Origin of the sequence: Citrobacter sp. Cpo089 (assembly GCF_030332695.1) — a bacterium.
Classification (GTDB): domain Bacteria; phylum Pseudomonadota; class Gammaproteobacteria; order Enterobacterales; family Enterobacteriaceae; genus Citrobacter; species Citrobacter portucalensis.
In genome coordinates this window covers 78135-102899 of record NZ_JAOWHJ010000068.1, presented here as the reverse complement: position 1 = coordinate 102899, position 24765 = coordinate 78135, and the positions used below count along the sequence as shown (strand labels likewise).

At 53.1% G+C, this 24765-nt stretch carries 17 protein-coding genes and 2 pseudogenes; 11 read left to right on the top strand and 8 right to left on the bottom strand.

The genetic code is table 11. From position 1 onward, the window contains the following. Positions 1-22 precede the first annotated feature (22 nt). The 3 genes from actP to acs form a co-directional block, all read right to left on the bottom strand. The gene (gene actP / locus OGX92_RS18040; RefSeq protein WP_003826641.1) at positions 23-1672 is read right to left on the bottom strand and encodes a cation/acetate symporter ActP; all 1650 of its coding nucleotides are present in this window, start codon (positions 1670-1672) and stop codon (positions 23-25) included. Then, positions 1669-1983, bottom strand: a complete 315-nt coding sequence (locus OGX92_RS18035; RefSeq protein ID WP_003826643.1) for a DUF485 domain-containing protein — start codon at positions 1981-1983, stop codon at positions 1669-1671. Before OGX92_RS18035 ends, actP begins: the two co-directional genes overlap by 4 nt. Positions 1984-2174: 191 nt before the next feature. Beyond that, positions 2175-4133, bottom strand: a complete 1959-nt coding sequence (acs, locus tag OGX92_RS18030; protein ID WP_003826645.1) for an acetate--CoA ligase — start codon at positions 4131-4133, stop codon at positions 2175-2177. Between the two features lie 434 nt (positions 4134-4567). Between acs and nrfA the strand changes: the two genes are divergently transcribed. The 7 genes and pseudogenes from nrfA to gltP all read left to right on the top strand — a co-directional run bounded on the left by nrfA (position 4568) and on the right by gltP (position 12737). Continuing rightward, entirely contained in the window at positions 4568-6004 is a 1437-nt protein-coding gene (gene nrfA, locus OGX92_RS18025) for an ammonia-forming nitrite reductase cytochrome c552 subunit (protein ID WP_003826647.1), read from the top strand. Positions 6005-6048: 44 nt separating this feature from the next. Further along, the gene (gene nrfB, locus OGX92_RS18020; protein ID WP_003826649.1) at positions 6049-6615 is read left to right on the top strand and encodes a cytochrome c nitrite reductase pentaheme subunit; all 567 of its coding nucleotides are present in this window, start codon (positions 6049-6051) and stop codon (positions 6613-6615) included. Next, entirely contained in the window at positions 6612-7283 is a 672-nt protein-coding gene (nrfC, locus tag OGX92_RS18015; protein WP_003031761.1) for a cytochrome c nitrite reductase Fe-S protein, read from the top strand. The genes nrfB and nrfC overlap by 4 nt, the downstream gene beginning before the upstream one ends. Beyond that, positions 7280-8236, top strand: a complete 957-nt coding sequence (gene nrfD / locus OGX92_RS18010; RefSeq protein ID WP_003826653.1) for a cytochrome c nitrite reductase subunit NrfD — start codon at positions 7280-7282, stop codon at positions 8234-8236. Before nrfC ends, nrfD begins: the two co-directional genes overlap by 4 nt. Positions 8237-8244: 8 nt before the next feature. Continuing rightward, positions 8245-10474 (top strand): annotated as a pseudogene (nrfF, locus tag OGX92_RS18005) (heme lyase NrfEFG subunit NrfF). Continuing rightward, a complete protein-coding gene (gene nrfG / locus OGX92_RS18000) occupies positions 10471-11082 on the top strand; it encodes a heme lyase NrfEFG subunit NrfG (protein WP_126957357.1) in 612 nt (203 codons plus the stop codon). Before nrfF ends, nrfG begins: the two are co-directional and overlap by 4 nt. A 344-nt stretch (positions 11083-11426) precedes the next feature. Further along, on the top strand, positions 11427-12737 hold the full coding sequence (gltP, locus tag OGX92_RS17995) for a glutamate/aspartate:proton symporter GltP (protein ID WP_003826659.1): 1311 nt from the start codon (positions 11427-11429) through the stop codon (positions 12735-12737). Positions 12738-12815: 78 nt separating this feature from the next. Here the strand turns inward: gltP and yjcO are convergent, their stop codons facing one another. Then, positions 12816-13499, bottom strand: a complete 684-nt coding sequence (gene yjcO / locus OGX92_RS17990; RefSeq protein ID WP_032934129.1) for a Sel1 family TPR-like repeat protein YjcO — start codon at positions 13497-13499, stop codon at positions 12816-12818. A gap of 91 nt (positions 13500-13590) precedes the next feature. After that, a complete protein-coding gene (fdhF, locus tag OGX92_RS17985; protein WP_240389519.1) occupies positions 13591-15738 on the bottom strand; it encodes a formate dehydrogenase subunit alpha in 2148 nt (715 codons plus the stop codon). A gap of 288 nt (positions 15739-16026) precedes the next feature. Between fdhF and OGX92_RS17980 the strand changes: the two genes are divergently transcribed. After that, positions 16027-16758 (top strand): response regulator, encoded by a 732-nt coding sequence (locus OGX92_RS17980; protein ID WP_003826666.1) that lies wholly within the window; start codon positions 16027-16029, stop codon positions 16756-16758. Positions 16759-16862: 104 nt separating this feature from the next. On the opposite strand, the gene OGX92_RS17975 is transcribed toward OGX92_RS17980, so the two are convergent. The 3 genes from OGX92_RS17975 to OGX92_RS17965 are packed head-to-tail and all read right to left on the bottom strand — an operon-like array spanning position 16863 to position 19422. Continuing rightward, a complete protein-coding gene (locus tag OGX92_RS17975; protein WP_240389530.1) occupies positions 16863-17867 on the bottom strand; it encodes a carbohydrate kinase family protein in 1005 nt (334 codons plus the stop codon). Beyond that, positions 17864-18724, bottom strand: coding sequence for a ketose 1,6-bisphosphate aldolase (locus OGX92_RS17970; RefSeq protein WP_286586906.1), 861 nt, complete (start codon positions 18722-18724; stop codon positions 17864-17866). The genes OGX92_RS17975 and OGX92_RS17970 overlap by 4 nt, the downstream gene beginning before the upstream one ends. 14 nt (positions 18725-18738) lie before the next feature. After that, on the bottom strand, positions 18739-19422 hold the full coding sequence (locus OGX92_RS17965) for a D-lyxose/D-mannose isomerase (protein WP_286586901.1): 684 nt from the start codon (positions 19420-19422) through the stop codon (positions 18739-18741). Positions 19423-19937: 515 nt separating this feature from the next. On the opposite strand from OGX92_RS17965, the gene OGX92_RS17960 reads away from it, so the two are divergent. The 3 genes and pseudogenes from OGX92_RS17960 to OGX92_RS23625 all read left to right on the top strand — a co-directional run. Further along, positions 19938-22511 carry a type VI secretion system Vgr family protein gene (locus OGX92_RS17960; RefSeq protein ID WP_353622210.1) on the top strand — a complete coding sequence of 858 codons (2574 nt, stop codon included), beginning with the start codon at positions 19938-19940 and terminating at the stop codon, positions 22509-22511. Further along, a pseudogene (locus tag OGX92_RS23630) lies at positions 22504-24599 on the top strand (T6SS effector phospholipase Tle3 domain-containing protein). The gene OGX92_RS17960 and the pseudogene OGX92_RS23630 overlap by 8 nt, the downstream one beginning before the upstream one ends. Positions 24600-24608: 9 nt before the next feature. Then, positions 24609-24765 (top strand): T6SS immunity protein Tli3 family protein (locus OGX92_RS23625; RefSeq protein WP_502872878.1); only part of this gene is annotated, 157 nt, incomplete at its 3' end.

Here is a 24765-nt window from a genome sequence, read left to right as displayed (position 1 = left end):
GAAAGCCGGAGGAGAAGGGAAGTTAGTGCGCGCGACCTTGTTCTACGCCGTACCCGGTCTGGGAACGGATGAACTGAGCACGGAACTGCTCGCGTTCGCGGTTGCCTTCTTCTGAGTTGTCGGTGGCTGAGAAGAACCAGATCCCGAGGAATGCTACGCTGATGGAGAACAGCGCCGGATACTCATACGGGAAAATGGCTTTTTCGTGTCCGAGGATCTGGACCCAAATCGTTGGGCCAAGCACCATCAGCACAACCGCCGTCAGCAGGCCTAACCAGCCACCCAACATTGCGCCACGCGTGGTCAGTTTTGACCAGTACATGGAGAGCAGAATGATAGGGAAGTTGCAGCTGGCCGCGATAGCAAACGCCAGGCCCACCATGAAGGCGATGTTCTGGTTCTCAAACAGCACGCCGAGCAGAATAGCAATTACGCCCAGCACCAGTACGGTAATCTTCGAGACTCGCAGCTCTTCACGTTCAGTTGCGCCTTTACGGAATACGTTGGCGTACAGGTCGTGAGAAACCGCCGATGCGCCCGCCAACGTCAGGCCGGCAACCACCGCCAGGATGGTGGCAAAGGCCACTGCTGAGATGAAGCCGAGGAACAGGTTACCGCCTACCGCATTCGCCAGGTGAACTGCCGCCATGTTATTACCGCCAATCAGCGCGCCCGCAGCATCTTTGTACGCCGGATTAGCACCTACCAGCATGATTGCGCCAAAGCCGATGATAAAGGTCAGGATGTAGAAATAACCCATAAAACCGGTGGCGTAGAACACGCTCTTACGTGCTTCACGGGCATCGCTAACCGTGAAGAAGCGCATCAGGATGTGCGGCAAGCCTGCCGTACCAAACATCAGGCCGAGACCTAACGACAGCGCGGAGATCGGATCTTTCACCAGTCCGCCCGGACTCATAATGGCTGAGCCTTTCGGGTGTACCGCCATCGCTTCGGTGAACAGATTATTGAAGCTAAAGCCGACGTGTTTCATCACCATAAAGGCCATGAAGCTGGCACCGAACAGCAACAGTACGGCTTTGATGATCTGTACCCAGGTGGTCGCCAACATGCCGCCAAACAAAACGTACATCATCATCAGCACGCCAACCAGTACGACAGCGATGTGATAGTTCAGACCAAACAGCAGCTCAATCAGCTTACCTGCACCAACCATCTGCGCGATCAGGTACAGCGCAACCACCACCAGGGAACCACAGGCGGACAGAATACGGATTGGCCCTTGCTTCAGACGATAAGACGCAACGTCGGCAAAGGTGTAACGACCCAGGTTACGCAAACGCTCAGCAATCAGAAACAGGATAATTGGCCAGCCAACCAGGAAGCCGAGGGAATAGATCAGCCCGTCATAACCCGAGGTAAACACCAGCGCGGAAATCCCGAGGAACGATGCCGCCGACATATAGTCGCCCGCAATCGCCAGCCCGTTCTGGAAACCGGTGATGTTACCGCCAGCGGTGTAGTAGTCATTACGCGAACGTACGCGCTTTGACGCCCAGTAGGTAATGCCGAGCGTAAAGATGACGAAAATCAGGAACATGATAATCGCCTGCCAGTTGGTTGGCTGGCGCTGGACTGCACCGCTAATAGCATCCGCCGCGTTTGCGGCGAAGGGCAGCGTGGCGGCAAGCGCCGTCAGGACTCTCTTCATGATGCTTTAACCTCGTGCAGAACCGCATTGTTCAGGCGATCGAATTCACCGTTTGCCCGCCAGATGTAGATCCCGGTCAGGATGAAGGAGATAAGGATCACACCGACCCCAATCGGAATACCGCGGGTGACGCTGGTTCCCGCGTGTAGCGGAGTACCCAGCCAGCCCGGCGCAAAGGCAATCAATAAAATAAAGCCGATATAAACTGCCAGCATGATGATGGACAGAATGGTGGCAAACCGTTGCCGTTTTTCCACTAACTCCCTGAAACGCGCACTGTCTTCTATCCGCTGATAAATTTGGTCATTCATCACAGAGCTCTCCAGAGGTCCCCTTCGTCTTTCGCGCAGCAGGCATGACCTGGCTGCTGTCGCAGTCCTGCAACACGAAATCCTTTGGGGGAGGTTTTTTATATTTCCCTCCCGGTGAAGAGAGGGTAGGGTCAGATTTGTAGGCCGGATAAGACGCTTTCGCGTCGCCATCCGGCATTTTCAGGACTTTGTTATGATGGCATCGCGATGGCCTGCTTCTCTTCGAGCAGTTTCTCAACTACGCCAGGATCGGCGAGGGTCGAGGTATCGCCCAGATTGCTGGTATCGCCCGCCGCGATTTTACGCAGAATGCGGCGCATGATTTTGCCGGAGCGGGTTTTCGGCAGTGAGTCGGTCCAGTGCAGCACGTCTGGCGTTGCCAGCGGGCCAATTTCTTTACGCACCCAGTTGCGAACCTCGGCGTACAACTCAGGTGACGGTTCTTCGCCGTGATTCAGCGTGACGTAGGCGTAGATCGCCTGACCTTTAATGTTATGCGGGATACCGACCACTGCGGCTTCAGCAATCTTCGGATGCGACACCAGCGCTGATTCGATTTCAGCCGTTCCCAGACGGTGGCCGGAGACGTTCAGCACATCGTCCACTCGTCCGGTGATCCAGTAATAGCCATCTTCGTCACGGCGCGCGCCGTCACCGCTGAAGTACATATTCTTGAAGGTAGAGAAGTAGGTTTGCTCAAAGCGTTCATGATCGCCAAACAGGGTTCTCGCCTGGCCTGGCCACGAGTCGGTAATCACCAGGTTACCTTCCGTCGCGCCTTCCAGCGGATTACCTTCGTTATCGACAATCGCAGGCTGTACGCCAAAGAACGGACGGGTTGCAGAACCGGCTTTCAGCTCGGTAGCGCCCGGCAGTGGGGTGATCATGAATCCCCCGGTTTCGGTCTGCCACCAGGTATCGACGACCGGGCATTTTTCGTTGCCGATCTTCTTCCAGTACCACTCCCACGCCTCCGGGTTGATCGGCTCGCCAACGGAACCCAGGATACGCAGCGACGAACGGTCAGTACCTTCAATCGCTTTGTCGCCTTCTGCCATCAGTGCGCGAATGGCGGTCGGTGCGGTATACAGAATATTGACCTGGTGCTTGTCCACAACCTGCGACATACGCGCAGGCGTTGGCCAGTTTGGCACACCTTCAAACATCAGCGTGGTTGCGCCGCAGGCCAGCGGGCCGTACAGCAGGTAGCTGTGTCCGGTTACCCAACCCACGTCAGCGGTACACCAATAGATATCGCCCTGATGATAATCAAACACGTACTTAAAGGTGGTTGCAGCGTAGACCAGATACCCGCCGGTGGTGTGCAGCACGCCTTTCGGCTTGCCGGTTGAACCGGAGGTATACAGGATAAACAGCGGATCTTCCGCGTTCATCTCTTCCGGTTGGTGTTCTGAGCTGGCTTTCTCGATAAGATCGGACCACCACAGGTCACGGCCTTCCTGCCACTCCGTTTTACCACCGGTACGTTTGAGGACGACCACATGTTCAACGGTTTTCACGTTCGGGTTTTTCAGCGCATCATCGACGTTCTTTTTCAACGGGATAGCGCGTCCGGCGCGTACGCCTTCATCGGCGGTGATCACCAGGCGTGAATTAGAGTCGATGATACGTCCGGCGACGGCTTCCGGTGAGAAACCACCGAAGATGACAGAATGCACGGCCCCTATGCGGGCACAGGCCAGCATGGCAACCGCAGCCTCTGGCACCATCGGCATATAAATGGCCACCACGTCACCTTTTTTAATGCCTAAATCCAGTAGCGTATTGGCGAAACGGCAGACATCGCGATGCAACTCGCGATAGGTAATGTTTTTGCTTTGGGTAGCGTCATCGCCCTCCCAGATAATGGCGGTACGATCGCCGTTTGCCTGCAGATGGCGGTCAAGGCAGTTTGCGGCCAGGTTCAGAGTGCCGTCTTCGTACCATTTAATAGACACGTTGCCTGGTGCGAAGGAGGTGTTCTTCACCTGGCTGTACGGCTTGATCCAATCAAGAATCTTTCCCTGCTCGCCCCAAAATGTGTCGGGTTCGTTAACGGATTGCTGGTATTTCTCTGCGTACTGCTCCGGATTTATCAGGCAACGATCCGCAATGTTTGCGGGAATAGCGTGTTTATGTATTTGGCTCATGGCTTTTGTTCTCCTTGTAGGATGTTAATAATATGTCTCATAAACGTTAAATGTAGGGGCTTTGAGAGTTTTGTTTAGTATTTGCGCGGCAGATCACGCAATAAACGAATTGTGCAAATTAGCGACAAACTAAATTTTGAAGGGAACTAGCAAAAATTGATCAAATCTCGCGATAACATGCAGTTATCTAAAGGATTGTTGAAAAGGTGATCTGTCTCTGAATTAGACAAAAGAGTGAGAGGTTAGAGGGGTATTATAACTCTAAAGTGGTATTTTACATACACTTACAATTGATTAAAAACAACATTTTCAGTGTGGTTTCTTGTTACAAATAGGGTGGAGCAATGTCATGACAGTATTCGTGTGGTTGCTGTTGTGGAAAACAATAAAAGAACCGCCATTGCAGATAATGGCGTCATCTGGATGAGACCCCTATGGCAAGGATAAAATCACGCGTACGCCGTTTCTTCAGCCTGTTATTACCTTTATTATTTATTTCTGCTGTTCACGCTGAACAAACTTCTGTACCTGCAAAAACCGTCACCGTTGAAGCGAAGAATGAAACCTTCGCACCTCAGCATCCCGATCAATATCTCTCCTGGAAAGCCACGTCTGAGCAATCAGCCCGTGAAGATGCACTGGCAGAAGATCCGCGTCTGGTGATCCTGTGGGCGGGATACCCATTCTCGCGCGATTACAACAAACCGCGGGGACACGCGTATGCCGTGACCGATGTCCGTGAAACCTTACGTACCGGCGCACCAAAAACGGCAGAAGATGGTCCGTTGCCGATGGCCTGCTGGAGCTGTAAAAGCCCGGACGTAGCGCGTCTTATCCAGAAAGACGGTGAAGATGGCTACTTCCACGGTAAATGGGCGCGCGGCGGTCCGGAAATTGTTAACAACCTCGGTTGTGCGGATTGCCATAATACCGCGTCACCAGACTTCGCCAAAGGCAAGCCAGAACTGACTCTGTCGCGTCCTTATGCAGAACGCGCGATGGAAGCCATCGGTAAACCGTTTGAGAAAGCCGGTCGCTTTGACCAGCAATCCATGGTCTGCGGCCAGTGTCACGTGGAATACTACTTCGACGGTAAAAACAAAGCCGTTAAGTTCCCGTGGGACGACGGCATGAAAGTCGAGAACATGGAGAAATACTACGACAACATTGCTTTCTCTGACTGGACCAACTCCCTGTCTAAAACGCCGATGCTGAAAGCGCAGCACCCGGAGTATGAAACCTGGAGCGCGGGCATTCACGGCAAGAACAACGTGACCTGTATCGACTGCCACATGCCGAAAGTGCAAAACGCGGAAGGCAAGATCTACACCGACCATAAGATTGGTAATCCGTTCGATAACTTCCCTCAGACCTGCGCGAACTGCCACACCCAGGACAAAGCGTCCCTGCAAAAAGTGGTCGCCGAGCGTAAACAGGCCATTCATGACCTGAAAATCAAGGTTGAAGATCAGCTGGTTCGTGCGCACTTCGAAGCGAAAGCCGCATGGGATGCGGGCGCGACTGAAGCGGAAATGAAGCCGATTCTGGAAGATATCCGTCACGCACAATGGCGCTGGGACCTGTCTATCGCCTCACACGGCATTCATATGCACGCCCCGGAAGAAGGTCTGCGGATGCTGGGTAGCGCAATGGATAAAGCCGCTGACGCGCGTACCAAACTGGTCCGTCTGCTGGCGACCAAAGGCATCACGCATGAAATTCCGTTGCCGGATATCTCGACCAAAGAGAAAGCCCAGGCGGCGATTGGTCTGAACATGCAGCAAATCAATGCTGAGAAGCAGGACTTCATCAAAACGGTGATTCCGCAGTGGGAAGATCAGGCGCGTAAAAACGGTCTGTTAAGCCAATAACCCCATTTCGCCCCGCAAGGGGCGGATAACTCAACGGAGTGAATATGAGCGTATTACGTTCGTTATTAACTGCTGGGGTGCTGGCGTCAGGCTTGTTATGGAGCCTGAGTGGAATCACTGCCACGCCAACGCCACAGGAGTCGGATCAACGCTGGACGGTTACCCAACAGCGTAATCCGGATGCCGCCTGTCTGGACTGTCACAAGCCGGATACCGAAGGCATGCATGGTAAGCATGCGGAAGTCATCAACCCGAATAACAAACTGCCGGTCACCTGCACCAACTGTCACGGCCAGCCGTCACCGAACCACCGTGAAGGGGTGAAAGATGTGATGCGCTTTAATGAGCCGATGTACAACGTGGAGCAGCAGAACAGCGTCTGTATGTCCTGTCACCTGCCTGAGCAGCTGCAAAAAGCGTTCTGGCCGCACGATGTCCACGTAACCAAAGTGGCGTGTGCCAGCTGTCACTCACTGCATCCGAAGCAAGACACGATGCAAACGCTGAGCGATAAAGGACGGATCAAGATTTGCGTCGATTGCCACAGCGATCAGCGTAACAATCCGAACTTTAACCCGGCGTCGATTCCGTTGCTTAAGGAGCATCCATGAGTTGCTCTCGTCGCCAGTTTATCACCGGCGTCGGCGCGCTGGTGGCAGTGAGCGGGACGGCGGGGCGCGTTGTGGCGAAGACGCTGAACATCAACGGCGTGCGTTACGGTATGGTACATGATGAGTCATTATGCATCGGCTGTACGGCCTGTATGGATGCTTGTCGCGAAGTCAACAACGTGCCGGAAGGCGTATCGCGTCTGACGATTATTCGCAGTGAGCCACAGGGTACGTTTCCTGATGTGAAGTATCGCTTCTTCCGTCACTCGTGCCAGCACTGCGACCACGCTCCCTGCGTTGACGTCTGCCCGACGGGGGCATCGTATCGCGATGCCGCCAGCGGCATTGTGGATGTGAACCCGGACCTTTGTGTTGGCTGCCAGTACTGCATCGCCGCGTGTCCTTATCGCGTGCGCTTTATCCATCCGGTGAGCAAAACGGCGGATAAATGCGATTTCTGCCGGAAAACCAACCTGAAAGCGGGCAAACAGCCCGCCTGCGTTGAGTCATGTCCGACGAAGGCGCTGACGTTTGGTAATCTGGACGATCCCAACAGCGATATCTCCCGTTTGTTGCAGCAGAAAACGACCTACCGTTACAAGCTGGCGTTGGGTACAAAACCGAAGGTCTACCGCGTTCCCTTTAAATTTGGGGAGGTGAGCCAATGACATCCGCTTCTGCATTTCATTTTGAATCATTGGTGTGGGACTGGCCCATTGCCATCTATCTGTTCCTGATAGGTATCTCTGCCGGACTGGTCACGCTGGCGATTCTGCTGCGTCGCTTCCATCCGGAGGCGGGCGGTTCGGACAGCACGCTGCTGCGCACTACTCTGGTGTTAGGACCGGGGGCGATTATCCTCGGTCTGTTAATTCTGGTGTTCCACCTGACGCGTCCATGGACTTTCTGGAAACTGATGTTCCACTACAGCTTCACTTCGGTGATGTCAATGGGGGTCATGCTGTTCCAGTTGTACATGGTGGTGTTAGTGCTGTGGCTGGCAAAAATCTTTGAAAAAGAGGTGATTGCCCTGCAACAGCGCTGGCTGCCGCGGTTAGGTATCGTGCAGAAAGTATTGACGCTGATCGGGCCTTTCCATCGTGCGCTTGAGACGTTAATGCTGGTGCTGGCGGTTCTGCTCGGGGCGTACACCGGCTTCCTGCTGTCGGCGCTGAAATCTTACCCGTTCCTGAATAACCCGATTCTGCCGGTGCTGTTCCTGTTCTCTGGGATCTCCTCCGGCGCCGCGGTGGCGCTGATCGCCATGGCGTTACGCCATCGTAGCAACCCGCACAGCACCGAAGCGCACTTTGTGCACCGCATGGAAGTCCCGGTGGTATGGCTGGAGATCTTCCTGCTGGCGGCGTTCTTCGTCGGTCTGGCGTTGGGCGATGACGGCAAAATGCGTGCGCTGGCGGCGGCATTGGGCGGCGGATTCTGGACCTGGTGGTTCTGGCTTGGCGTGGCTGGGCTTGGGCTGATACTGCCGATGCTGCTAAAACCCTGGGCCAACCGCAGTTCGACGTTTCATGGCGTGCTGGCAGTCTGCGGCGCCAGCCTGACCGGCGTACTGCTGCTGCGTTTTTTTATACTCTATGCGGGTCAGCTAACCGTTGCGTAAGGTGATATCTGGACGTTCTCCTTCCTGAAGCCGGTTTTCTGGCGCTGTTATTAAGCCTTGGGGTCAACGTGTTGACCCCGCTTGCCGTGTTGGTGGGTGTCCGCCAGCGCTGGCAAGGGGTGATGCGGCTTGCAACGGTGGGCGTGTGGGCGCAATTTACCCTGCTACTGCTGGCTTTTGCCATTCTGGTATTCTGCTTTTTGACCAGCGACTTTTCGGTGGTCTACGTTGCTCAGCACAGCTACAGCCTGCTGCCGTGGGGATTAAAACTGGCGGCGGTGTGGGGCGGTCATGAAGGATCGCTGCTGCTGTGGGTGCTGTTTCTTTCCGGCTGGAGCGCGCTGTTCGCTTTACGCTATCGGCGTGATACCGACGCGCTGTTTCCGCTGACGCTCAGCGTCCTTTCAATGATAACGGCCCTGCTGTTGCTGTTTGTGGTGCTATGGTCCGATCCGTTCGTGCGCATCTTCCCGCCAGCCATTGAAGGGCGCGACCTTAACCCGATGCTGCAACATCTCGGGTTAATCCTCCATCCACCTCTGCTGTACCTGGGTTACGGTGGTTTGATGGTGGCGGCAGGCGTGGCGCTGGCCTCGCTGCTACGTGGTGACTTTAATGCGCAGAGCGCCTGGGTGTGCTGGCGCTGGGCGCTGCCCGGCTGGTGCGCGCTGACGCTGGGGATTATCCTCGGCTCCTGGTGGGCCTACTGCGAGCTGGGCTGGGGCGGCTGGTGGTTCTGGGACCCGGTTGAAAATGCCTCCTTATTACCCTGGCTTTCCGCCAGCGCGCTGCTGCATAGCCTGTATATCACGCGCCAGCGCGGAATCTTCCGCCACTGGTCGCTGCTGCTGGCGATCGTCACGCTGATTTTATCGCTGCTGGGGACGCTGATTGTGCGTTCCGGCATTCTCGTTTCGGTGCATGCTTTCGCGCTGGATAACGTCCGCGCCGCGCCGCTGTTTGCGCTGTTTACCGTGTTGAGTCTGGCGTCGCTCGGGCTGTACGCCTGGCGGGGCCAGCAAGTCCGGCAGAATGCACGTTTTGGCGGTTGGTCACGCGAGATGCTGATTCTGGTTGCGCTGCTGCTCTTTAGTGCGGTGCTGCTGATTGTGTTGATTGGCACGCTCTACCCGATGATTTACGGGCTGTTCGGCTGGGGACGGCTCTCCGTAGGCGCACCGTACTTTAACCGTGCTACGCTGCCCTTTGGCCTGCTGATGCTGCTGGTTATCGTGCTGGCAACGGTCAGAAGCCGCAACGTGTCTTTCCGCATCCAGCTTCCGGCACTGCTGGCGCATGCCGGGGTGCTGATGTTTGCGGCGGGGATCGTCTTTTCCAGCGGTAGCCGTCAGGAGATAAGCCTGAACCTGAGCCCTGGGCAGCAGGTTGAACTGGCGGGTTACATTTTCCGTTTTGAGCGTCTCGACCTGGAAGCCAAAGGTAACTACACCAGTGAAAAAGCGCAGATCACGCTGTGGCACAATGAGAAACGTATTGGCAGCCTGCAACCCGAAAGGCGCTTCTATGCCGCGCGCCGTCAACAGATGATGGAGCCGGGGATCCGCTGGAATCTGATGCATGACTGGTACGCGGTAATGGGTGAAAAAACCGGACCTGACCGCTATGCCATGCGTTTGTACGTGCAGACCGGCGTGCGCTGGATTTGGGGTGGGGGACTATTAATGGTCTTTGGCGCGCTACTGAGCGGATGGCGAGGAAGGAAGCGTGATGCGTAAATTAATAACAGCGTTGCCGGATGGCGGCGTAAACGCCTTATCCGGCCTACAGGCAGCGCGAACCGTAGGCCGGATAAGCGCAGCGCCTTCCGGCAAAAAATTTTTACTCTTAACGCTCCTCCTGTTTTTCATCCCTTTCGCTACCCATGCCCAGGTTGTGGACACATGGACGTTTGCCAACCCGCAGCAGCAAGAACAAGCGCTGTCTATTGCCAGCCAACTGCGCTGCCCGCAGTGTCAAAACCAAAACTTGCTGGAATCCAATGCGCCGGTAGCGGTCAGTATGCGCCATCAGGTTTATAGCATGGTGGCGGAAGGGAAAAGCGAAGCTGAGATCACGACATGGATGACCGAGCGTTATGGTGACTTCGTTCGTTATAATCCGCCGCTGAATGAGCAAACGTTGCTGCTGTGGGCGTTACCGTGCCTGTTGTTATTGCTGGTAGGTGTGGTGGTCTGGCGAGTGAGAAGACGTCAGCATACGGAGGAGGGTGAGCAATGAACCAGTCCGAACCGCTGTTACGCCCAATGCCTGTGAAGCGGCTGACCGCTGCGGCGGTGCTGATGGCTGTGGCCTGCATAGGAGGCTACTTGTTGACGCCAAAATGGCAGGCGGTTCGTCAGGAGCAGACGAGACTGGCGGACCCTTTACATGCTTTCACCGATGAGAATGTTCAGGAAAAACAGCTGCTTTTGCTGCAATCGCAGATTCGTGCTAATCCACAGGACGGCGTGAAATGGGCGCAACTCGGGGAGTATTATCTTTGGCAAAACGCGTATCATAATGCGCTGCTGGCCTACGAACAGGCGCTGCGTGTCGGCGGTGAAAATGCTGAGATCTATTCAGCGATGGCAACGGTATTGTATTACCAGGCCGGACAACATATGACGCCGCCCACTCGCGAGATGATTGATAAGGCTCTGGCGCTGGACCCGGCAGAGGTCACCGCGCTGATGCTGTTAGCCTCAGATGCGTTTATGCAGGCAGACTACGCCCAGGCTATTTCAGTGTGGCAAAAGGTTATGGATTTAAACTCGCCGAGGGTGAACCGGGCACAGCTCGTTGACTCTATTAATATGGCGAAGTTATTACAGAATCGGCAAAAATAAATTTGTTTTTTTTGTGATTTGTATCATTTGGCCTGTTTAAAAAACAGGCAAACGAACAAATGGGCGAAAAAAACTCACACCATGACTTCTTCATTTTTGAACATATTAAAATTCTTTTATAACAAAAAGTTATTCATCAATACCGCGATAAAATTGCATTTTTATGCATAAAATCAGCCAAAAGCCCTGTTCTTAGAGGGTTGCGCGGAATGCCATGCAGATGATAATGATAATAAGCGTTAAAAAACTCCATAAACGAACGCAACACAATTCATACCCTTTCAGTATGTACTATTCCCACACACCGCATGTGGAATAGCGCTCCATCGAGGAAGTCCGTTGTTATGAAAAATTTGAAAGTCAGCCTGGCATGGCAGATTCTAATCGCCATGGTGCTGGGCATTCTGCTAGGGAGTTACCTGCATTACCATAGTGACAGCCGTGAATGGCTGGTTGTAAACCTGCTGTCACCGGCGGGCGATATCTTTATCCATCTGATCAAAATGATCGTTGTGCCCATTGTCATCTCTACGCTGGTTGTCGGTATCGCCGGAGTCGGTGATGCAAAACAGCTGGGCCGCATTGGCGCCAAAACTATTCTCTATTTCGAAGTGATCACCACCGTGGCGATTATCCTTGGGATCACGCTGGCTAATGTGTTCCAGCCGGGTTCCGGGATTGATATGTCGCAACTGGCGACCGTGGATATTTCGAAATATCAAAGCACGACTGCAGAAGTACAGAGCCACGCGCATGGTTTGATGGGGACAATTTTGTCACTGGTGCCGACCAATATCGTCGCCTCAATGGCAAAAGGCGATATGCTGCCGATTATCTTCTTCTCGGTGCTGTTCGGTTTAGGCTTGTCTTCCCTGCCGGCAACTCACCGCGAGCCGCTGGTTACCGTGTTCCGCTCTATTTCCGAAACCATGTTTAAAGTGACCCACATGGTTATGCGCTATGCGCCAGTCGGCGTTTTCGCACTGATTGCCGTTACCGTCGCGAACTTCGGTTTTGCCTCCCTGTGGCCGCTGGCGAAGCTGGTGCTGTTGGTGCACTTTGCCATCCTGTTCTTCGCGCTGGTGGTGCTGGGGATTGTCGCGCGTATCTGCGGTTTGAGCATCTGGATCCTGATCCGCATTCTGAAAGACGAGTTGATTCTGGCTTACTCTACCGCCAGCTCCGAGAGCGTACTGCCGCGTATTATCGAGAAGATGGAAGCCTATGGCGCACCGGCTTCAATCACCAGCTTTGTGGTGCCGACCGGCTACTCATTCAACCTTGATGGTTCAACGCTGTACCAGAGTATTGCCGCGATCTTTATTGCGCAGCTGTATGGTATCGACCTGTCGCTGTGGCAGGAAATCGTGCTGGTGTTGACGTTGATGGTGACCTCGAAAGGGATTGCGGGCGTGCCGGGCGTATCATTCGTGGTGCTGCTGGCAACGCTGGGCAGCGTGGGGATCCCGCTGGAAGGCCTGGCGTTTATTGCCGGTGTTGACCGTATCCTCGACATGGCGCGTACCGCGCTGAACGTGGTGGGTAACGCACTGGCGGTGCTGGTTATCTCCAAGTGGGAACACAAATTTGACCGCAAAAAAGCGTTGGCCTATGAGCGCGAAGTATTAGGTCAGTTTGATAAGACCGCCTTGTAGGCCGGATAAGGCAACGCCGCCATCCGGCAACCTTCTCCGGGTTGCCTGATGGCGCTACGCTTATCAGGCCGACAACGGCTACCCATTGGTTAACTTATCAAACTCTTCGCAGCCGGTATCGAATCCTTCCGTACAGCTCAAATTCAGCCAGTGCAGTGCCTTCTGTTTATTCTTCACGATAAAACCCTGCTCACCGTTTAAGAACATCATCCCAGCCCAGTATTCGGAATAACCGGTGCGGGAAATGGCAGAGCTACGTTTGAAATACCACGTCGCTTTCTCATCGTCTGCGGGAATACCCACGCCGTTGGCGTAAATCAGCCCAAGCAGCATTTGCGCGTCGACGGCGGAGTCGTTTTCCAGGTCCTCGGAGGCGTTTTGCAGCAAGGTAATGGCTTTGGGGTAATCGGTGTGTCCAGCCTGAGTGTTGACCAGAATACGCGCCAGCGTAATTTCCCCGGTTTTACTGCCTGCCTGGGTCGCTTTTTCCGCCAGCGTTTTGGCCTGGGGGTAATCCAGACTGACCGGATTGGTAATCTTAATCTGAGCCAGCAATGCGTAAGCATCGGCATCACCATTGTCGGCGGCTTTTTGCGCCCAATATTCCGCTTTACCCAAATCGCCTGAGCTAAACCAGGTATCAGCGAGGAAATATTGTGCACGTCGGTCTCCGGACTCGGCGGCTTTCAAAAACTGACTACCGGGCTCTTCGGCATGGACAAAGCATGTCATTAACACCATCAAGGCGAAAAGTCGTTTCATCTTATATTTAGATTTAGTGTAGGGAATGAACAGTATAGAGAGATTATGTGCATAAAAAAACGGCCTCCGAATGGAGGCCGTCAGGGGAAGCTTAACCCATCGCGCTTTCGCGCAGGCTGGCTTTCAGCTTGGTGTACTCATCAATGACATACTGCTCGGCAGCGCGCTGATCGGCAATGCGTTCAACGTTTACAGCACAGTACTTGTACTCCGGCGTTTTGGTAATCGGGCTTAAGTTCTCGGTCACCAGTTCATTACATGCGCCAATCCACCACTGGTAGGTCATGTAAATCGCGCCTTTGTTTGGACGATCGCTGACTGCCGCACGGGTAATGACCCGGCCTTTACGCGAGTTCACCCACACCAGCTCTTCATCCTGGATGCCCAGGCGTTCTGCGTCGGAGGTGTTGATCTGGGCATAGCCCGGTTCATCCGCCAGCGCGGCCAACGCCGCACAGTTACCGGTCATCGAACGGCAAGAGTAGTGGCCGACTTCACGCACTGTAGACAGTACCATCGGGTACTCCTCAGTGAGTTTGTCGATTGGCGCTACCCAGTCGCAGGTGAAGAACTGCGCCAGGCCGTTCGGGGTGTCGAACTTCTCTTTGAAGAGATAAGACGTACCCTGGTCGGCTTCTGAGGTGTCGCGGCAAGGCCACTGGATATAACCCAGTTCGCCCATTTTCTCGTAAGTGGCACCATAGAAATCCGGGCACAGATGACGCAACTCGTCCCAGATTTCCTGGGTGTTGTTGTAGTGCATCGGATAGCCCATACGGGTGGCGATTTCACTGATAATCTGCCAGTCCGTTTTCAGATCCCACTTCGGCTCAACGGCTTTAAAGAAGCGCTGGAAGCCACGGTCAGCTGCGGAGAATACGCCTTCATGCTCACCCCATGACGTAGACGGTAAAATAACGTCTGCGGCAGCGGCAGTTTTGGTCATGAAGATATCCTGCACGATGACCAGTTCCAGATCCTCAAAGCCTTTGCGCACTGCGGAGAGTTCAGCATCGGTTTGTAATGGATCTTCACCCATGATGTACGCCGCGCGTACTTCGCCATGCGCTGCACGGTGCGGCAGTTCGCTGATGCGATAACCGGTATGAGCAGGCAGACTTTCCACGCCCCAGGCTTTAGCGAACTTCTCGCGGTTAGCCGGATCTTTCACATACTGATAGCCCGGATAAGTATCCGGCAGCGCGCCCATGTCACATGCGCCCTGAACGTTGTTCTGCCCACGAACCGGGTTAACGCCCACGCTCGGCTTACCGAGGTTGCCGGTCAGCATTGCGAGGCTGGTCAGTGAACGCACGGTTTCCACGCCCTGATAGAACTGGGTAACACCCATGCCCCACAGGATGGCCGCGCTTTTCGCCGTGGCATACATACGTGCAGCCTGACGAATATCCTGCGCGCTAACGCCAGTGATATCTTCGACGGACTCCGGCGTGTAGCCTTCGACGATCTTGCTGTACTCTTCGAATCCTTCCGTACGGGAGGCGACGAACGCCTGGTCGTACAGTTTTTCTTCGATGATGACATGACCCATAGCGTTGAGCAGCGCGATGTTCGAGCCGTTTTTCAACGCGATGTGCATGTCGGCAATACGCGCGGTTTCAATTTTGCGCGGATCGCAGACGATGATTTTCGCCCCGTTACGTTTAGCATTAATCACGTGATTCGCCACGATCGGGTGGGAATCCGCCGGGTTGTACCCGAAGATGAATACTAAATCTGTGTTATCAATTTCATTGATAGCATTACTCATTGCGCCGTTACCGACCGATTGGTGCAGACCTGCAACCGATGGGCCGTGTCAGACGCGAGCGCAGCAGTCAACGTTATTGGTACCAATAACGGCGCGCGCGAATTTTTGCATTACATAGTTGGTTTCGTTACCCGTACCGCGAGATGAACCGGTCGTCTGAATAGCGTCCGGGCCATACTTCGCTTTGATGGCGCTCAGACGACTGGCGACGTAATCAAGCGCTTCATCCCAGGAAACGGATTCCAGTTTGCCGCCACGCTGGCGACGGATCATAGGGGTTTTCAGACGAGGGGTCAGGATCTGGGTATCATTGATAAAATCCCAGCCATAGTAGCCCTTCAGACACAAGGTACCCTGGTTGGTTTTCCCCTGCGCCGCTTCAGCCCGGACGATTTTGCCGTTATCGACCACCAGGTTGATTTTGCAACCTGATGCGCAATATGGGCAAACCGTGACGACTTTTTTCATCGGTCTCGCTCCAGTTAATCAAATCGCGCATACGCGCTTGTCGTTTTTGTTATGCATCTTTTATGCCATGTTTTTATCAGGGGCATTAGTCGATATTACGGGCGAATTTTGCGCAAAACTCTGACGAAAAACAGGCTGTCGTCATATTTGACGTGACGAATCTCCAATACGTGACGGCCCGGCAGTGTGACCGAGGTTATGTTTCCCGCACATCCTTGTGCCTTATCGCTGTCACTCTGTGCAGAATCAATCACACTCATTTAAGTTGGCCAGAAATGGGGAAAAACAATGAAGCCAGCCATACTGGTTGTGGATGATGACATCGCTGTCTGCACGCTTTTACAGGATGTGCTGAGCGAACACGTCTTTACGGTGACCGCCTGTCACACCGGGCAGGAGGCGCTGCGCTGCATTGAGACTCAGCCGGATATCGCTCTGGTATTACTGGATATGATGTTGCCCGATATTAACGGCCTGATGGTGCTACAACAGGTGCAGAAGTTGAGGCCCGGATTACCGGTGGTGATGCTGACCGGGCTTGGCAGCGAGTCGGATGTGGTTGTTGGGCTGGAAATGGGGGCTGACGACTATATCGGTAAGCCGTTCAATGCGCGGGTGCTGGTAGCTCGGGTAAAGGCGGTGCTCAGACGCGTTGGCGTGTTAACGGCAGAAAGCGGCGGTCCGCAAACCACGGGGCTTTCTTTCAATGGCTGGCATCTCGATACCGCCGGTTGCCAGCTGCATAATCCCCAGCAGTTGAAGGTGGAGTTGACGCAGGGGGAATACAGCCTGCTGTTGGCGCTGGCCCAAAATGCCCGCCGGGTGCTGAGTCGGGAACAACTGCTGGAGCTGACGCGCAGCGACAGCGTTGAGGTGTTTGACCGCACTATTGACGTGTTAATCATGCGGCTGCGGCGAAAAATAGAGAACAACCCGCACCAGCCAATGTTGATCAAAACCCTGCGCGGGCTGGGTTATGTGTTTGCCGCCGACGTGCAACATCACGATAAGGCGGCGTGATCGTGTGCAGTTGCCGGATGCGGCGTAAACGCCTTATCCGGCCTACAAAAGCGAAAACGACCCCGTAGGCCTGATACGGTCGTAGGCCTGATAAGCGCAGCGCATCAGGCGTCAGCCATTTCTGCTTTTAACTCTGCCAGCGTCTTCGCGCCATCTATCGCGTTGGCGCATAGCAAACTTGCCCGCGCACAGGCGTGTGCCAACCTGACGCTGTCCGTCAGCGACCAACGCTCATGACAGCCATACAAAAATCCAGCGCAAAACGCATCTCCCGCCCCGACGCTGCCAACGATCTCCTCCTGCGCCAGGTACTGCGACGGGATCCAGACGCCCGGCACATCCGGCGCTTCACCCCAGGCACCTTCCGGACAGTGGATCACCACCCGCTGGCGTACGCCTGCATTCAATAATTCGCGTGCGGCGGTGGCGATGTGCGCAATATGCAGTTCGCCGTTGGGCTGGCGGATCTCCAGCCCGCTGAACTCCCCGGCTTCCAGCTCGTTAATCACCAGATAGTCGATATGGCGCAGGGCTGGCATTACCAGTGGTTGGTAGCGCGGGTCGCCCTTGCGTGAGACCAGATCCAGCGACGTTTCAAAGCCGTTGTCGCGCATTTGTGCCAGCAGCCGTGCGCTACGCGTCCCGTACTCCTCATCCGGCATGTCCAGACTGTCGAGCAGCAGCAGATAACCCAGATGGAAGATTTTCATCGAGGTATCCAGTTGCTCAAACGCGGGCAGATCGAGTAGCCGATTGGCTCCCGGTGAGTGGAAAAAGGTGCGCTGACCGCTGGGATCGGTCATCACCTGCGACATCGACGTGGGGGCGAATGTGGTGCGCTGCACGTGTTGGCGATTAACGTGATACTGCTCCAGCATCGCCATGATGTAGTCGCCGTCGCTGTCCTGACCGATTAACCCCACCGCCTGCAACGGCAGCCCAGTGTGCATTTTTGCCAGCGTCAGCAGCACATTAAGCGGCGCACCGCCCGTGGCGCGTTCGCTACGGGTGATTTCCGCCAGCCAGCCACGTTCCGGCCACTGCACAATTTGATGCACGTGATCGACCAGCATGTTGCCTGCAGCGATAACGCCTTTGCGTTCCATCAGACCCGTCCCGCGCTGCCAAAAATGCGCATCTGTTCTGAAACGGTATCGGTAATGGCTTCTTCAATACCGAGTAGCAGTTCGGCGAATTCGTCGTACAGCGGCTGACGATTCGCCATCCGCGCCTCTACTGCCGTCAGCGCCGCCTGCGACATGCCGGTATAGAAGTTGATTTTATGAATGCCGAGTTCAATCGCGCGCTTGAAATCGTCGTCGCTGATGCCGGAACCGCCGTGCAGTACCAGCGGGATTGCCGCCTGCTGGCGAATAGCGTCCAGACGCGGGAAGTCGAGCACCGGTTCGCCTTTATATTTTCCGTGCGCATTGCCAATGGCGACCGCCAGTGCGTCAATCCCGGTTCTGTCGACGAAATCACGCGCCATCATCGGGTCGGTAAACAGCGACTCGTCGGCATGGCCGTACAGCGCGCCGCCCTCATCACCACCCACCGCGCCCAGTTCGGCTTCCACCGATACGCCGACGGCGTGGCACATCTTTACCACTTCTCGGGTCTGGCGGATATTTTCTTCATACTCCAGCGTGGAGCCATCGAACATTACTGAACTGAACCCTAAGCGTAGTGCCCGAACCACCGACTCAAAGTGCAGGTCGTGGTCAAGGTTCAACACCACCGGAATGTCATGCCGTGCGGCTTCGAATTTGACCGCTTCGACCAGAGAATCCAGCGAGATATATTTAAAGTGCACCTCGGCGATGTTGATGATAAACGGCGAACGTTCTTGCTTTGCCGCGGCAAACAGCGCACGCAGGAAGTGTGAATCCAGAACGTTAAACGCCCCTAAGGCATAGCGATGCTCACGGGCATGGGCAAGGCCATCAGCGAGAGATATCAACGGTATAATGCGCTCCTTGGTTAGCGGAACAGGCGATATTCGTTACACAGCACCAGCTGCGCAGGTTCGTCTTCTTCAATGTCGTTATAGCGGGCGATCGGTTGCAAAAAGTGGTTATCGTGGTCGTCGTCATTAACAGACGAAACCTCGCCGACCAGCACGTCGCCAAAACCTTTTTCCGCCCAGAAGCTGTGATACAGGCCCGGTGGCAGGCTGATGCTTTCACCCGGCGTCAGGCGCAACTGACTGCCTGCCGCATGGGTTTGCCGACAGCCGTCAATCACCACGCTTACGTCGGTCTGCTCCGTTTGCTCCCGGATCCCCGCATTCCACAGTTCCACTATTAAATTGCCGCCGCCGCGATTGATAATGTCTTCGCGCTTGCGCCAGTGAAAATGCATCGGCGTGACCTGTGCATCGCGAACATGCATGATTTTCTCGGCGTAGCATTTTTCATAAGGCATACCTTTCGGCGAGCCGTTACGCAGAGTGAACAGCGTTAACCCTTGCGCGACGAAATTGTTGCCGCCAAACGCGGTGACATCCCAACCGAGCTTAAGGTCGAACACTTCGCTCCAGGCTGTGGCATCAAGCTTGCGCCATTGGGTCGGGGGGAAGCTGGCAAAAGGGGGGAGATGCACGTCGTGCTGAGAGAAAAACTGGCGCGTGTGGCCAAGGATCTCGTTTATTGCGGAGCGTTTCATTGATTCTCCTGTGGCTGATAAGATGACCTTTATGCGGCCCTCTCTCAAAAGGAGAGGGAGAAAACCAAAATCTTTCCTTAGGAACACATGGGAATAATCCAGTTACCTCTCCCCTCACAGCAGAATAGGGAATAGTTATATTTTATTGTGTTTTTTTATGGGAGGATGTGATTTATTCAATAAAAAAATAAATAAAAAGAATGCTTCTATAAATGTTATTGTAAATCATTGGGTTAATGTTTTGTTTTTTTTAGTTCCCTCTCAGTTTTTGGAACCATTTGGATGTGACTGCTTGATCGTTGCCTCACGGTGAAAAACGAATGCGGCGTTATATAAATCGTTTTGTTAAAAAATTATTTCATTGAATCTAAAATCGCGTCAGTTAATCGTTTATTTATATGTCGTAATTATATTACGTGTTTGACTAATAATAATTAATTTACTTTCCAGATTTTTTCAGTAAAAAAACAACCTTTTTTTATTATTGTTGATATGCTGACTGGACTTTATTTCTTATGTATTACTTTCTTTTTGCAAGGGATGCGATAATGAAAAAAGGTTCGGGTTTCTATAATCTTGAAGGTATAGTTTCAGAGGAGAGTATCAATAAGTATTTATTCTCCGTAAGGGGCGAGAGTAAGTTAGGGTTGCTGGATGTTGAAACAATTGAAGGTCATGAAAAGTTAAGTAAACCATACAGTTATAAAATTACATTCACATCAAAACAAAAAAGCATCCCTCCTGACTCACTTCTTAACATTGAAGGCTCGCTGAAAATCAGAGCACCTAATCATAGCTGGAATAAATATATTCAAGGTTCTGAGATGTGGCTATATGAACGGCAAATTGAAGGCGTCATTACGTCATTTTCGCTTATTAGTACATCAGCGGATGAATCACTGTATGAAATCAGGCTGGAGCATAAGCTGGCATTACTCTCACGACGCAAGCGTTCGGCTATTTACCTGAACATAAATGTGCCGAAACTGGTCACGCAGATCCTCAAAGAACATGCTTTTGCCGATTATGAAATCGACTTTGATAATCTTGTTTGTATCTATCCCAACCGGGAAATGATCGTCCAGTGGGAGGAGTCGGATTTAGCGTTTATCAGCCGCATCCTGTCAGAAGTTGGGATCTGGTTCAGGATCGCAAATCATCATGCTGTTTCGCACATTATGGTGGTTATTTTCAGTGATTCACAATGCCAATACCTCTTTGATCAAAAGATTATGCACTCATCCCATGCCGGGCTGACATCAAATGAGTATTCGATCGATCAGCTGGTATCAAAGCACAACGTTGTCTCCGCTGGCGTTAAAGTGAAGAACTTTGATTACAGGCTGGCAAACTCGCTGATGCTAAATGCTGACGCCGATGTGTCTGCGGAAAGGACTACGGCATATGGCACAGAGTATCGCTATGCGGATATCCATCATCAGCCAGGATCGCAATTTGCCGAGGCGCAGCCAGGCGAGTCCAGCTGGTTTTACGCCAAACTGCATCACGAAATTATTCTTAATAATCAATCCATTTTAACCGGTATGACCACCAGTCCGTCGATCGTGCCGGGGATGGTGCTGGAAATTGACGGCGCCATTCCACATGCCTTCGCCTCTGGATTTGTGGTAACGGCAATGCAGGTGACGGGGAGGCGTGATGCAGCGCTCCAGTCCCGGCTTATCGGTATTCCCTACAGCCAGAACGTTTGTTTTCGACCGCAGCCGCTACCCCGGCCACGTATTGCAGGTACTGTTCCCGCGATCGTTTCATCACCAATAGACAATGACCAATATGCTCATATCGATGTGCAGGGTCGCTATTGGGTGAAGTTTGATTTTGACCTCGACCAGCACAGGCAAGGTTATGAAAGCATGCCCGTTCGTCTGGCGCGGGTTTATGCCGGTGATACTTATGGTCATCACTTTCCGTTAATCCAGGGCACAGAGGTCGCCATTGCGTTTGAAGGCGGCGATCCGGAAAGACCTTTCATTGCGCATGCCCTGCATCATGCTCCAAAGCCAGACCCCGTTACCAGTCGCAACAATACCCGCAACGTCATCCGTACTGCGGGTCTGAATAAGCTGCGAATGGAGGATCGGCGCGGGCAGGAACACGTCAAACTGAGTACCGAGTACGGCAAAACGCAATTGAACATGGGCCATCTTGTAGATGCTGGCGGTAAACCTCGCGGCGAAGGCGCAGAACTGCGCACCGATGACCGCGCGGTCCTGAGGGCGGCAAAGGGGATATTACTCACGACCGAGGCGCAGCCAAAAGCCCAGGGCAAGCAGCTTGATATGAGCGCAGTGGTTCAGCAGCTTCAGGACGCGCTTACGCTGGCAACGTCACTTCAGCAGAGCGCGCTGACGGCGCAGGCGTTAAATGTCGAATTGGGGCCGCAGCAGCAGCTTAACGCTGCGCTTGAACAGCTTACCCGTTCGGGACTGGTGGCCTACGCCGATCACGGTATGGCCCTGCTGACACCACAAACGATGGCATTATCAGCAGACAAAGATTTGTCGCTAAACGCCGCCAGCAACGGCAGTTTTAACGTCTTTAAAAAACTCTCAATGGCCGTTGGACAGGGCCTGTCACTTTTCAGCAGAGCTATCGGAATCAAAATCATCGCCGCAAAAGATGATATTTCCGTCCAGGCGCAGCGCGGCGAAATGGGCCTGCTTTCTGATAAGCATTTTCATATTCAGAGTATGAACGGCAACGTAACCATCAGCGCCAGGAAGAATATCCAGCTTTTGTGCGGTGGTGGCGGTATCAGAATAAATGAAGACGGCTCTGTAAAAATATTCTCTCCCGCAAAAGTGCAGTTGAAAGGCACCTCTCTTGACTGGAGCGGACCGGAGTCGGCGAAAGATAAAACCCCTGTCTTTCAGGAGGAGCAGTTTCATCGCCGCATTAAATTACATGGCTCTGGCAACCCAGACGATGTTCTGAAAAAGACAAAATTCAGACTGACTAAGGCATCAGGCGAAACCATTGAAGGCGTCACTGACGATGAAGGAATGACGCCGTTATTGGATATGACTGAAATGGACGAAATGAAAATGGAGATTTTGCCAAATGAGTAACAGTCCCTTTAATCCACGGGTGGTGGCGACAGGTGTACAGGGCGTGCCTAAATCAACGGGCGGAAAAATGGCTGTCTGCGACGTGCCCGTTAAGTATTCCATGCCCTGCATTGTGATCCTTGTGCACGGCGTCAACGATGTGGGCGAGGCCTATCAGAATCAGGAGCAGGGTATTATCGCTGGCCTGAATGAGCGTATGGGTCGCACGGATATGTATCCACATGAATGGCAGCAGTACAAAATGGATATGGGCGATGGCGAGCAGCAGAATGTAAAAATGCCCGGACGCAGCCCGGTAATTCCATTTTATTGGGGATATAAACCCGTCGATCATGCGACGTATATAGAAGACCAGCGGCGTTATCGCGAAGAACGGGCAAAATCAGGAGACGCCGCAAAACTGCCTTACAACGCCTATCAGGAAGATGACAACACAAAGCTGGAAAAGCTGGGGCATATTCCCCAAACCACCTTGAAATATCAGAATGATAATTTCGGCAACGTGCTGGACGATGTGTACGCCAAAGGCGGTGGTACCTTTGCCAATGCGACAACCACTATTCCGGATATGCTAGGCCCTGGCTCCGGCGGCCTGGCGAACGGTGCGGCAGGATTTGCTTCATTTCATCTGAATGGTGGGGATTTTACGCACCCTATTTGTGATAACCCGCACCGTATTTATCAGTTTTTTGCCGCGCAGCGGCTGGCTGATTTAATCCTGATGATTCGAAGAGAACCGGCAACAAAATTCGATCCCATTAATATTGTCGCGCACTCCCAGGGAACGATAATTACCATGCTGGCCAATATGCTGGTGATGCAGGCTAATGAGAAACCCGCTGACTGCGTGATTCTCAACCATTCTCCCTACGCACTGGAAAAAACGGCTGCTGAAGGTATGACGCCCGGACATCATCAAACGGATCGCGCCCGGCAGCAGACGTTCCGCAATTTCTGCCAGTTGATGGCGACCAACGCCAGATATGGCAAGGGGGAATATCACACGCAAACCGAGATCGATGAATTAGAAGGCGCGCTGTGCCTGAGTAAAACCAATTCTCAATGGCGCAAGAATAAACTTTATACCCGTAATAACTTTGGCAAGGTATATAACTATTTTTGCCCCAATGACAGTGTAGTTTCATTACTTAACGTCCAGGGTTTGGGCTGGCGGGGAGTCCCCCATAACATTGCCAGCGGCATAGATAATCTGCGCCAGAGGGTTTTCTGTGAAAATGGTCCGGAAATAGGCGGCAGCCCACTGAGCGTGCCTTTTGAAATGCCGGCGTTAAAAAAGGTTGTTTTGATCAGGATACGCTGGCGACCAGACAATATACATTTGCGGATGTTGTTGTGAATGGTGAGCAGCTCCCCGTCACCTTCAGACACCAGTTACAGGGCGCGGGAAGTCAGTATAAATATTCGATAGCGCCGGGTTCACCCGATCAGGACATCTCATTTTCTGCAAAAGCCACGGTTATTTCGCGCACTGAAACCGACACCAGAACGCTGAGCGGGGCCGGTTTTGATTCTTTACAGCCGGGCCAGGCATTAACGCCCACTGAACTTGCGATGTTCTCCAAAAAATATGGTAAGCCTTATACCAAAGGCGTTGTTCTGGGTGGGGGATACAATAAAACCGTTCAACTGATTTATGAAAAAACGCCGGATGAGCTGCAAAAAGAATGGCTGCAATCAGAGCGGATTGGTTACAGCCAGCACTCTTCTATTGTTATGTCGAAAGATGCCCCCGCGAAAGCGATGGCCTTCGATCTGGCGGTGGGAATATGCAGGGCATTTGATCACCGCTGTGGAGAATTCTGGACCGAGCTACTCCTGCGCGGAGACTGGCGTATGAAGCGTAATGGTCTGCCAAAAACTGTGGATTATTATACAACGGGGATATTGAATAAAGCTGACACAAAAGATTACATGAATAGACCGGATGATATTTTACCGACAGGCGAGTTTGGCGTGGTTAACGAATATTGTCATTCAACAACGGTTAAACCTGCCAGACATAATGAAATATATAATACCGAGACTCCCAATCTGCAATGGGATATGCCTAAGCCGCTTAACGTTTAAGGATAAATTATGAAACTGAGAAATACGGTAGGAATAATAATCGGAGCGGTTTTACTATGCGCTATCACTGCCTGTACAAAAAAAATACCCTCACAGGTAATTTACCGGTTTGATGATAATCGCTACCTGGAGTTGATCGGTTATGATTGTGAAGGATATGTTGTTT

Excerpts from the sequence above, each read along its gene's own strand:
- acs (WP_003826645.1), bottom strand. The coding sequence starts at position 4,133 with ATGAGCCAAATACATAAACACGCTATTCCCGCAAACATTGCGGATCGT.
- OGX92_RS17960 (WP_353622210.1), top strand. The coding sequence starts at position 19,938 with ATGTATTACTTTCTTTTTGCAAGGGATGCGATAATGAAAAAAGGTTCG.
- nrfD (WP_003826653.1), top strand. The coding sequence starts at position 7,280 with ATGACATCCGCTTCTGCATTTCATTTTGAATCATTGGTGTGGGACTGG.
- nrfA (WP_003826647.1), top strand. The coding sequence starts at position 4,568 with ATGGCAAGGATAAAATCACGCGTACGCCGTTTCTTCAGCCTGTTATTA.
- gltP (WP_003826659.1), top strand. The coding sequence starts at position 11,427 with ATGAAAAATTTGAAAGTCAGCCTGGCATGGCAGATTCTAATCGCCATG.
- OGX92_RS18035 (WP_003826643.1), bottom strand. The coding sequence starts at position 1,983 with ATGAATGACCAAATTTATCAGCGGATAGAAGACAGTGCGCGTTTCAGG.
- nrfC (WP_003031761.1), top strand. The coding sequence starts at position 6,612 with ATGAGTTGCTCTCGTCGCCAGTTTATCACCGGCGTCGGCGCGCTGGTG.
- OGX92_RS17965 (WP_286586901.1), bottom strand. The coding sequence starts at position 19,422 with ATGAAACGCTCCGCAATAAACGAGATCCTTGGCCACACGCGCCAGTTT.
- nrfG (WP_126957357.1), top strand. The coding sequence starts at position 10,471 with ATGAACCAGTCCGAACCGCTGTTACGCCCAATGCCTGTGAAGCGGCTG.
- OGX92_RS17980 (WP_003826666.1), top strand. The coding sequence starts at position 16,027 with ATGAAGCCAGCCATACTGGTTGTGGATGATGACATCGCTGTCTGCACG.
- nrfB (WP_003826649.1), top strand. The coding sequence starts at position 6,049 with ATGAGCGTATTACGTTCGTTATTAACTGCTGGGGTGCTGGCGTCAGGC.
- actP (WP_003826641.1), bottom strand. The coding sequence starts at position 1,672 with ATGAAGAGAGTCCTGACGGCGCTTGCCGCCACGCTGCCCTTCGCCGCA.
- yjcO (WP_032934129.1), bottom strand. The coding sequence starts at position 13,499 with ATGAAACGACTTTTCGCCTTGATGGTGTTAATGACATGCTTTGTCCAT.